Source organism: Labrys sedimenti, from assembly GCF_034424805.1.
GTDB classification, from domain to species: Bacteria; Pseudomonadota; Alphaproteobacteria; order Rhizobiales; family Labraceae; genus Labrys; species Labrys sedimenti.
In genome coordinates this window covers 1-10298 of sequence record NZ_JAXOUF010000049.1, presented here as the reverse complement: position 1 = coordinate 10298, position 10298 = coordinate 1, and the positions used below count along the sequence as shown (strand labels likewise).

General features: G+C 61.9%; 10 protein-coding genes. 5 read left to right on the top strand and 5 right to left on the bottom strand.

Annotated elements, in window-relative coordinates; genetic code table 11:
• Positions 1 to 73 precede the first annotated feature (73 nt).
• From U1R88_RS35045 to U1R88_RS35035, 3 genes are all read right to left on the bottom strand, one after another.
• Positions 74 to 640: a hypothetical protein gene (locus U1R88_RS35045; RefSeq protein ID WP_322435489.1), complete on the bottom strand. Its 567-nt coding sequence runs from the start codon at positions 638 to 640 to the stop codon at positions 74 to 76.
• Positions 641 to 683: 43 nt separating this feature from the next.
• Positions 684 to 1169 (bottom strand): hypothetical protein, encoded by a 486-nt coding sequence (locus U1R88_RS35040; protein ID WP_322435488.1) that lies wholly within the window; start codon positions 1167 to 1169, stop codon positions 684 to 686.
• Positions 1170 to 1510: 341 nt separating this feature from the next.
• Entirely contained in the window at positions 1511 to 2404 is an 894-nt protein-coding gene (locus U1R88_RS35035; RefSeq protein ID WP_322435487.1) for a LysR family transcriptional regulator, read from the bottom strand.
• Between the two features lie 123 nt (positions 2405 to 2527).
• Here U1R88_RS35035 and U1R88_RS35030 point away from each other — a divergent pair, with 123 nt between their 5' ends.
• The gene (locus tag U1R88_RS35030) at positions 2528 to 3412 is read left to right on the top strand and encodes a haloalkane dehalogenase (RefSeq protein WP_322435490.1); all 885 of its coding nucleotides are present in this window, start codon (positions 2528 to 2530) and stop codon (positions 3410 to 3412) included.
• A 96-nt stretch (positions 3413 to 3508) separates the two neighbouring features.
• Here the strand turns inward: U1R88_RS35030 and U1R88_RS35025 are convergent, their stop codons facing one another.
• Positions 3509 to 4933 (bottom strand): amidohydrolase, encoded by a 1425-nt coding sequence (locus tag U1R88_RS35025; protein WP_322435486.1) that lies wholly within the window; start codon positions 4931 to 4933, stop codon positions 3509 to 3511.
• A 439-nt stretch (positions 4934 to 5372) separates the two neighbouring features.
• Between U1R88_RS35025 and U1R88_RS35020 the strand changes: the two genes are divergently transcribed.
• On the top strand, positions 5373 to 6071 hold the full coding sequence (locus U1R88_RS35020; RefSeq protein WP_322435485.1) for a GntR family transcriptional regulator: 699 nt from the start codon (positions 5373 to 5375) through the stop codon (positions 6069 to 6071).
• 21 nt (positions 6072 to 6092) lie between these two features.
• Here the strand turns inward: U1R88_RS35020 and U1R88_RS35015 are convergent, their stop codons facing one another.
• Entirely contained in the window at positions 6093 to 6929 is an 837-nt protein-coding gene (locus U1R88_RS35015) for a phytanoyl-CoA dioxygenase family protein (RefSeq protein ID WP_322435484.1), read from the bottom strand.
• A gap of 140 nt (positions 6930 to 7069) precedes the next feature.
• Here U1R88_RS35015 and U1R88_RS35010 point away from each other — a divergent pair, with 140 nt between their 5' ends.
• The 3 genes from U1R88_RS35010 to U1R88_RS35000 all read left to right on the top strand — a co-directional run bounded on the left by U1R88_RS35010 (position 7070) and on the right by U1R88_RS35000 (position 10187).
• The gene (locus U1R88_RS35010; protein WP_322435483.1) at positions 7070 to 8086 is read left to right on the top strand and encodes a LacI family DNA-binding transcriptional regulator; all 1017 of its coding nucleotides are present in this window, start codon (positions 7070 to 7072) and stop codon (positions 8084 to 8086) included.
• A 370-nt stretch (positions 8087 to 8456) separates the two neighbouring features.
• Complete coding sequence (locus U1R88_RS35005; protein WP_322435482.1) at positions 8457 to 9482, top strand: four-carbon acid sugar kinase family protein; 1026 nt, start codon at positions 8457 to 8459, stop codon at positions 9480 to 9482.
• Between the two features lie 3 nt (positions 9483 to 9485).
• Positions 9486 to 10187, top strand: coding sequence for a FadR/GntR family transcriptional regulator (locus U1R88_RS35000; protein WP_068281581.1), 702 nt, complete (start codon positions 9486 to 9488; stop codon positions 10185 to 10187).
• The last annotated feature ends 111 nt before the right edge of the window (positions 10188 to 10298 follow it).

Here is a 10298-nt window from a genome sequence, read left to right as displayed (position 1 = left end):
ACCGCTAGAAATTATCTCGCCGTCGTAACTCTCGCTGCTACTGTCCTATGGATCAGATAAGTGTCCACAATTCCTAGTCGGGAAGAACATACCATATCTTCTTGGCGAAGCCGCGCTTGTCGAGTGCCCAGGTCGCGCCGGTCACGACAGCGCGACCATGACGGCATTGGAAACTATGCCCTGTGTCATGACCCGTGATCGCGAGAGCCAGGTCATGGCCATCGTCGGCGCCTGGATTCTCCCGGCAGTATTTCGTGATTTCAGGGATGTTGCGCGCCATGTTGATCTTCACGCAAGGCAGGTTGGCGCCAACGGAACAGACCATCACCTTGCCGTCCATGCAGCGAAAATTCGCGTCGACCTTGAAATGAGCATCGAGTTCGCTCGGATCTTCCTGGGACGTGCCGGCCCCTTGGCCTTGCGTATCGGTTCCGCCTCGAATGTTCTTGTAGGCACGCCGCGTCCGATCGCGCAGGTCCGGTGTGTATTCGCGGACAGTGTCGTCGGTACCGACCCGGGCGCAATAGGTCGGGAGATCCTCGTTCGGGCCTTTCCCCGCCTTGGCAGCGGTGGCAGGGGTCGAAAGGCTACTCAGGGCAGCGACACAGCACGAAGAGGCAAGGATGAGTTGCTTTATCATGGCTATCTCCAAACGAATGTCGGGAATTTCGAGGAGGTCTCGCTCAAGCCCGCCGGCAAAACAGGCAGCGCAGGCCCGCCGTGCCGTGGCGCCCGACGCACAGGGCGGTGAGGCCAGCGATCGCACCGGAGAGAACGAAGGCCAGGACGACGTAAGGCATTGACAGGCCTCTCAGCCAATCGGGCAGGCGGAAGGGCCGGCCCATCGCGAGATATGGAACCAGGAAGAAGCCGATGAGGAACCCGGCCAGACTATGGGAATGCAGCATCAGGAGCGCGATGATGCCGCCGGCGGCCGCACCGAACCCCGATGCATGTCGCCGCCGGGTCATTCCGGCCGCACCCGCGAGGCTCCACAGGGGATAGCCCACGACAAGGCAAACCATCGCGGCGATGGGGATGACGTAGACGGCCAGCAGTACGATGGAGAACGCCTCGTAGGCGGGAAGGGAAAGCCCACTGCCGGCCGCCAGCTCCCCGGCCCACCCCAGGAGCAAGGGCACCAGCAAGGAAAAGCCCGTCAGCACCATCTAGGTTGCAACGCCGGCGGCAAGCAATCCACGGATCCGATGCGGTCTATTTTCTGAAAAAGCAGATCTCCGATCGTCTTCCATCGCGCTGCTCCCTCTGGGGGTGGTCGCTAATGGTTGGTTCGACTGTCGAACCGCCCCGCCTGAGCCGCAGCGGGACCTCGATGATCTTACAGATGCATTGTCGGCGCCGTTGTGTCGAGGGTAACACCAAACAAAACCGGCCGGCCATCCTTTCCTGGTTTGGTTCCGTGCTCGAAGCCCCGGACCTCGCCTGACAGGCACCGGCTTGCGGCCTGCAGATCCGCAGGGAGGGGCCGTCACGCATGGCGCCATCACTTCTAGCCCCCTTCGAAGCGCAGGCGTTCCTGTCGGATTGCATCGAACAGGAAATCGGCCACAACCCGGATGCGCTGCGGCGGTTGGGCGCCATGCCGGATCAGCAGCCATAGTTCGCGCAATGGCGGTATGCGGGACAGATCTATTTCTACAAGCCCGGAATCGTTCGCTACCAGGAAATGCGGCAGCAAGGCTATGCCAAAGCCCGCACGCGCGGCCACGATCTGTCCCGTGATATTGTTGCAGCGCAAGGCCATTGGCGCATTTTCGAACTGCGCCGCGAGCCATTGTGCCTCGGGAAAATCGGCACCCGCCTCGTCGAATCCAATGAAACGCGGAGGGGCGCCGGCAACGATCCGTTCGCGCCATGCCGGAGTTCCATAGAACCGATAGGCGAGATAAACGGCCCGGCGCGTCCTGAGCTCTCCTTTTTCCGGTCGCCCGATGCGCAGCGCAATATCGGATTGATGCCGTCTGAGACTGAGCGGCCGGCGTTCCGCGTTGATCTCGAGTTCGAGAAGCGGGTGCTGTTGTTGCAAGGCAGCGAGCTTGGGAATGACGAAGCTCTCGGCCAGGCTCGGCGTCGTGGTGACGCGGACAAGACCGGTCAGCGCGGTTTCGGGCTCCAGCTGCGACAGAGCGGCAGCCGCGCTTTCCATGGTATCGGCCGCCTGCAATGCCTGCCGGCCTGCATCGGTCAGCTGATAGCCATTCGGGTCGCGTTTGAAGAGCTTGACCTGGACGGCGGCTTCGAGTGCGGCAATGCGGCGGGAGACCGTGGCGTGATTGACCCGCAAGGCGCGGGCGGTCGCCGACAAGCTGCCATGGCGCGCCAAAGCCGCAAAGAAGCGCACATCCTCCCAATCGATCCGGCCTGTGCGAAAATGATCATGCATTGCGCAATATTAGCGAATTTTCGCAAAGCCTGCGACGATCTATTTTGCACCCATGAGAGCGGTCCCGAATGACGCGAACAGGCGCCTCGACCGCTCCGGGCAGGGAGCAGGACCTTGAATACGATGATTAATCCGGAAGATCCCCATCCGCGCCAACGGATCAAGGTGCTCGATAGCGAAATGAGCTACGTGGTCGTCGGCACGGGCGACCCGATCGTTTTCCTGCACGGCAACCCGACCTCATCCTATCTCTGGTGCAACGTCATTCCCTATGCCAGCGGGTTCGGGCGCTGCCTGGCTCCCGACCTCGTCGGCATGGGCCAATCAGGCCCGTCACCATCCGGCGCCTATCGCTTCGTCGATCACTCGCGCTATCTCGATGCGTGGTTCGAGCAACTCGGCCTCACCGCCAATGTCACTCTGGTCCTGCATGACTGGGGGTCGGCACTCGGCTTCCATCGCGCCTTCCGACATAGCGACCAGATCCGTGCCATCGTCTACATGGAGGCGATCGTTGCCGAACGTCGTTGGGAGGACTTCCCGGTGGGGCGCGACAAATTCTTTCGCGCCCTTCGCTCGGAACAAGGCGAGGCGCTGGTACTCGACCAGAACTTCTTTATCGAAACAGTCCTGCCCAACAGCATTATCCGCCCCTTGGGCGAGACCGAAATGGATGCCTACCGCAAGCCGTTCGTACAACGCCAGGCTCGGTTGCCGACCCTCATATGGCCACGTGAACTGCCGATCGAGGGGGAGCCGGCGGATGTGCTCGCCATTGTCCGGCAATACAGCGCCTGGTTGGCGACGGCAGCTATCCCGAAGCTGTTCGTCAATGCCGAGCCCGGCGCCATCCTCACCGGCCGGGCGCGCGAGATATGCCGCAGCTGGCCTCACCAGCGCGAAGTGACGGTCAAGGGTATTCACTACCTCCAGGAAGATTCGCCGAGGGAGATCGGCGAGGCTCTGCACCACTTCCTTGAGGCTCTCGACGAAGCCCGCAGCGGGTAGCAAATCGGCCTTGTCGTATCCCCGGCGCCACTCCCTGGAGAATGCGGGCCGCCCTGACGACGGCCCGTTCCATGGCGCTCGCGTATACGGACAAGGTCAGCCGGCCGTGGGGAGCGTGCCGTAGGCGAGCTTGCCCTTGTGGAACACGGCATTGCGGGCGGGAAGGCGTGCGACTGCCTCGGCCGAGCAGCTGGCGGGAAGGAGATTCATGCTCGCTTCGTCGCCCACCTTCGGCCAAGCCTGCTCACCCTTGTCGTTGAGCGGGGTGACAAAGCCGGTGGCGTATCCGAGCGTGCGATTGATCTCGAACTCCGTGCTGCGATACTGGATGCGGGCGATTTCGTTGGCCTTCTGCAGCATGTCGCAATTGCCGAACGAATCCCACCAATCCATCGTGCTGTCGGTACCGCAGATCACCTTGATGCCGGCCTCGTGCAGTTCGCGCAGCGGCATCGCGTCCTTGCCCAGGGGAACCGCGCTGGCGAGGGTGACGCCCAGCGCCTTCATGCGGGCAGCAACGTCGCCAAGCTCTTCCTTGGAGAGTTCGGCCAGCGAATAGGCGTGGCTGAAGGTCACGTTCCCCTGCAGCTGCTTGCTCTTCTCCATGTGATCCATGATGCGATTGAAGGCGGGAATGGCCGTCTGACGCGGCTCATGGATGTGGATGTCGATCCCGACGTTGAAATCGATCGCGAGCTGGACCGTCGTGTCGACCGATTTTTCCATGGCATTGTCGAAGGCGGAGGGATCGACGCCGCCAACATAGCTGACGCCGCCTGATTTCAGCGCTTCGCGCATCAGCTCGACGCTGTTGGAAGCGAGAAGACCGTGTTGCGGAAAGATGATGATCTTGGAGTCCAGCGTGTCCTTGAAGCGCTCGAACGACGCTTTGAGGTGCTCGAGATTGCCGAGCTTGCTGACGGGATCGATATTGCAATGGCTCCGGCAGACCGTGGTGCCGCGCGAATGCATCAGGCGGACCATCGCGGCCGTACGCTCTTCGGCCAGAGGCAGGAGCTTGGGCAGAATCTCGCGTTCCTGGGCAATGCGATCGGCTCGGCCATGCTCCCTCGGCAGGGTCGCCTCCCACGGACCGCCATAGAAGGTCTTGTCCAGGTGGATATGCATGTCGCGGAAGGTCGGCAACAACAACTGGCCCTGCGCGTCATAGGCCGGCGAGCCCGACGGAATACCGCCCTTGCTGTCGAGGATCTCGGCGATCTTGCCCCCTGCGATGCGCAGCGTCTTCAACTCGGTGCTGGTGTGGGTGATGACCGGAGCGTCGAGCCACGACTTCTTCTCCTCGACGAAGCCCGTCTCGAGGCGGACGTTGAGCAGGTAATAGGCGTCCGGCAATTTCGTCACATCGGTGACGGGCGTCGTCACGGCGCCGACGTCGATCATCGATTTCCCGTCCGCCGCTTCTGCGCCTGCCGCCAAGCCAAGCCCCAGCGCCAGACTTCCGGCACCGGCGCCCGCCATGAAGCCGCGTCGAGACAGTCCCACCTGTGAGTTATCCATATTCTTGCCCTCCCGAGCCAGCAAGCCACGCTCGCAGATTGTATGCATTATTTATAATATATTGCATACTTATACGATACACCCAAGTCAAGCCAACGGAGACAGCTGAGGTGATTCAATCGGATGCCGCCACACTCCGAGAGACGGTCGCATGCCACCCAGCCGAGAGAATTCTTATAGACTCTTGGCGACCGCGCTGACGAGGAGCGCTTTCGGGATTTTTGAATGCAATTATTGTATGTAAAATTTTGAATATATGCGTGCATATTCCTTTCCAGAAAGGCCTTCCGCAGTCGGGGACCCAGGGCCGAGTGTCCGTCGAACGGGTTGGCAAACCATCACGATGGCAAAGGCATGTTCGCTGCGATGACAAGCAGCTGGACACTCACAATATTCGCATGCAATTCCAGGGAAGAAGCATTGGAACCGGAGGCCCCGAATGGCAAAGAAGGCAAGCGATACCGGTGGCGGGCGCTCCCAGGCCGTTCACCGAGCCTTGAAGCGGGCCATCCTCGACCAGGCCTTGCCACCCGGATCGAAGCTGCCGGAGGACTCGATAGGCGAACGGCTGGGCGTCAGCCGCACGCTCGTCCGCGAGGCCCTCGTTCGCCTGAGCCAGGAGGGACTTGTCGAGTTGAGGCCCAACAAGGGAGCCGTGGTCTCCCATCCCAGCCTTGAGGAAGGCCGCAGCCTGTATCTCACGCGCATCGCGCTGGAACGGCTGGTGGTCGAGACCCTTTCGGGAAGCCTGACACGGGAACAGATAGACACGCTATCTACCCATATCGCAGCCGAGGAGGCGGCCAGGACCGAACACGCGGCGTCGATACGCCTGGCCGGCGAGTTCCACACGCTGCTGGCACAGATGACCGGCAATGCCAGCCTCATACGCTATGTGAATGAACTGGTCGCGCGCAGCTCGTTGATCCTCGCTCTCTACGGCAGGCCGCATTCCTCCGAATGCGCCGTATCGGAACACCGGGAGCTGCTGGACAAGCTGATCGCCGGCAAGACCGACGAGGCGGTCGCGCTGATGACACACCACCTCGACTCGATCACGACGCGCGCCCTGTTGCCTCGGAAAGATAGCCTCTCGGACGCCCTTCACGCCTATGCCATCGCCGAGGGTCTGGCCTAGCACCGATCTTGAGAGCCACCCTCAGGTCGGGTCGGCGCCCATCACGAGACCTTCGATGTCGTGCTTCTGGCTGATCGGCACCAGTTCTTCCACGATCCGGCAAACAAGATGCTGCCTTGCGATATCGGGCAAGGCTTCGTACCAGTCGCGCGTGACCATCATGTCATGCAGTTCGGCATGCCCTGCCCCGGGCGCATCGACGCCAAGGACCATGACGGGCCGCGCAATGGGCGATTGATGCTCCGTTCCTCGATGGACCGTCAGGGCGGACCGGCAGGAGATATCGCCACGCTGCGGATATTTGCGGGTCGCACGCTCCTGGAAGCGGCCCCAGAGCGACTTGTCCGGAAACATCTCATGCTTCCATTCACGGCCGTCGTCATACTGCGTGCCCGGCGCTATTTCAAAAGGCCCCATGTCCTCGGTGACATCGACGCCGGTGAGGTTGAAGGCGAGCGAGGTAATCTTCCGGTCGCGATAGGTGTCGGCAGGCGAAGGAAAATCACGGTGCCAGGGCTGGTACTTCGCGCCCTGGAACGGCACGTCGAGGCCGATCTCCACGATCTGGTAATCCGGTCCAAGAACATGGCTGCAGACATCCACGACCCAGGGATGGGTGATCAGATCCGCGAAACCGCGAAAGGCCTGCGGATGCATCTCGACATACCACCGGCGCGGACCGCGGCCGACGGCGCCACCGGGCCTTTGAATGGCTGCCCAGAAAGCCGTCATCATATCGTCGCGCATGTCATCGGCCCATTCAGGGCTGAAGGCGCCCTTCAGTCCGATGATGCCGTCCTCGACGAGTTGCGCCACCTGGGAGGCGATATCGTATTTGAACGAGGGATGCGTAGCCATCCAGTGATCTCCTCCTATTTTTCCAGAGACGCTACTTCAGCTAATAATTATTAGTCAATGGCCGAATTTTATTAGTCCATATAGGATCGAAGCTCGAAGGGGGACATGTGAGCAACCGGAAAACCAGGAAGCGCGTGACGATGATGGACGTCGCGAAGGCAGCCGGCTGCTCGCAGGCCACGGTGTCCGTCGTCCTGAACGGCGTCACCGATATCAAGATCTCCGCCGAACTGCACATGCGGGTGCAGAACGCGGCTCGTGCCCTCGGTTACGGCATAGGAAGCCCAATTCGGCGGGCCGGCCTCGAAGAACTGCGCGGCGGCTGCATCGGCTTCATTGTAGACCAGTTGGCAACGACGCCGGAGGCCGTCAACGCCATCGATGGCGCCCGGCAGGCATCCTGGGAAAACGACGTGACCATTCTGGTGGCGCAGACCCAGGGCCGCGCGGAACATGAGCGCAAAGCCATAGCCCGGCTTCTCCAGGCCGGCGCACAAGGCATCGTCTATATGTCGATCTTCACGCGCCGCGTTTCACTGGATCCAGCTTTCGACAGCCTTCCCGTCCCCTTGGTCTTGCTCAATTGCTATACGAGCGACGACCGCTTTCCGGCGGTGGTCCCCGACGAGGCGACCGGTGGGCGGATGGCGGCTGTTTCCCTCATAACAAAGGGGCATCGACGCATCGGCACGATCGTGGGAGAGAGCTTCATGGAGGCGGCCCAGGACCGGCTCGCCGGCTACAGGCAGGCCCTGGCGGAGGCCGGCATCCCCTATGACGGCCGCCTTGTGGTCGAGGGGAACTGGACGCCGACTTCCGGTTTCGAGGCGACGCAAAGGCTCCTGTCGCTCGAGGAGCCGCCGACCGCCATTTTCTGCCAGAACGACAAGATGGCGATGGGATGCTTCACTGCGATTGCCGAGGCTGGCCTGAGGATACCGGCGGATCTGTCCATCGTCGGATATGACGATGACGAGTTGTCCCGTCACTTACGGCCCCAGCTGACGACACTCGAGCTTCCGCATCGTTCGATGGGCGCCTGGGCCATCGGGCAATTGGCGAAGAAACCCGCATCGTCGCATCGCCGCATTCACAAGATCGAATGCAGATTGATCGAACGGGCCTCCTCGAGTCGTCCGGCTGCCCACCGGAGATGATCATAGGCTTGGCTCGCCGTGCCGAGCCCCGGATCCACCGGGCCAAGTCGTGCCGGCGGTTTCAGGGAGGAGATGTCGGGTGACCGACAGCAACGAACCTTCGCCTGCCAGCCCGGTCGGCGCATGGCCTCGTTCACCCCTGATGCGCCCTCGAGAGCAGAAGCCGCCCCGATAATCCGATCAATCGGGCAGCAGGCCCATGGAAGCAGCCTGCCGGCACGGGCGCCCCAAACAGGCTTTTCCCCGTCGGCATGGCTCAAGCCCACACGGCCGAGCATCAACCGGGCTATATTTGTAATATTTTTGCAAAAAACATTGACATTTCAATGATAAATGGAGAACAAAAGATAACAACAATTTGAGAAACGCGATGTTGGCCATTCTTGCCGACGATTTGACAGGAGCACTGGATACCGCCGCGCCATTCGCGGCGCGGGGCATGCATGCGCAGGTGGCATTGACGATCGATGCCATTGAGGAAGCTGTCCGGGAAGGGCCGGACGTCGTTTCGATCAATCTCGGCTCCCGCGAACTGACCGCCGAAATGGCACGGCGTCTGACCATCGCGGCCTTGGCCGCCTTGCCAACCGGCATCCGCCTGTTCAAGAAGGTGGATTCGCGCCTCAAGGGGCATATCGCCGCCGAGCTCGACGCCCTGCCCTTTCGCGCCGCACTGGCGGCCCCGGCGATCCCCGATTTCGGGCGGGTGGTCAAGGCCGGCCATGTGCACGGGTTCGGCGTGGACGCGCCGATCTCCCTTGCCGAGGCGCTGGGCCCGCATGCAACGCGTGCCACAATTCCGGATATTTCGGATCAGGACGAGATGCGTGCCTGGCTCGCCCGATCGGAAGAGGCCGGCGTCGATCTGCTGATCGGCGCGCGAGGCCTGGCGGAAGCGCTTGCCGAACGCCTCAGCGGGCGCGCTACCGGGAGCATGGTCGAGATTGCGGATGGCCCCGCCCTTTTCGTGATTGGATCTCGCGATCCGATCACCCTCGCCCAGGTCGATGCACTCAAGGCTTCCTTCGATCCACATTATTTGCCGGCGCTCAATGGCCGCCTGGCAGAGGCCATCGCCGATGGCAACGCCATCACCCTCGTACAGGCGGTGCCGGGCGAGGAGCCCGCGACCTCGCAGGAGGTCTCTCATGCCCTTGCGCAGAGCGTGTTTTCGGGCCTTGCGAGGGCATCGACACTGCTGCTGTCGGGCGGAGAAACGGCGCAGGCCGTGCTGGAAAAAATGGAAATCAGGCGGTTTCGGCTCCTGGGCGAATGCCTGCCGGGACTGGGCTTGGCCCACGCCCAAGGCCATTGCATCATTGCAAAATCGGGAGGGTTCGGGCAGCCGGATGCGCTGAGCAGGATCGCCGGCCAGATCCTCCGCAGGACGGGATGACAGATGGGTTTGCAAAACGGAACAGCGCGCAGGAGCCTCGGCGATCTCGTCTTCGAGCGCATGCATCGTGCCATCAAGTCGGGTGCCTACAAGCCGGATGAGCGCCTGCCGACCGAGCATGACCTGGCCATCGAATTCGAGGTCTCGCGTCCGGTCATCCGCGAGGCGCTGCGCCGGCTTCGCGAGCAGGGCTTCATCTATTCGCGGCGAGGGGCAGGCAGCTTCGTGCGCGCGCTCGGCATGCGGGAGCCGCTCGGCTTCGGACAGCTGGAAAACGTCGCCGACCTGCTGAACTGCTACGAGTTCAGGCTGACGGTAGAGCCGGCAGCGGCAGCGGCGGCGGCGGAGCGCCACGACGCCGCCAATCTGGCCGCCATTCGCCAGGCGCTGGAACTCATGCGCGATGCCACCAACCGGCAATCCCACCGGGAAGATGCGGATTTCCAGTTCCATCTCGCCATCGCGCGAGCAGCCCAGAACAGCTATTTCTTCACCGCCATGGAAGCCCTGAAGGACCACATCGCCGTCGGCATGCGCTTTCATGGCGCTTCGGTCAAACGCGAGGCGACCGGTCTCACACGGGTGTTTGCGGAACATGAGGCCATCGCCAAGGCCATCGCCACCCGCGATGGAGTGAAGGCGAAACAGCTCATGCATGACCATCTGACCGGGTCCCGCGATCGTCTGTTCCAGGCGAGTAAGTAAACCGCTCAAATGTAAAACCCCGGCTCTGCCGGGGTTCAGACTGCTGACAAACCCCGTCATTTTTTGGCGGGGTTATTTCATGTGTTTGATGCAAGGGTTTGAGTGTCAGGC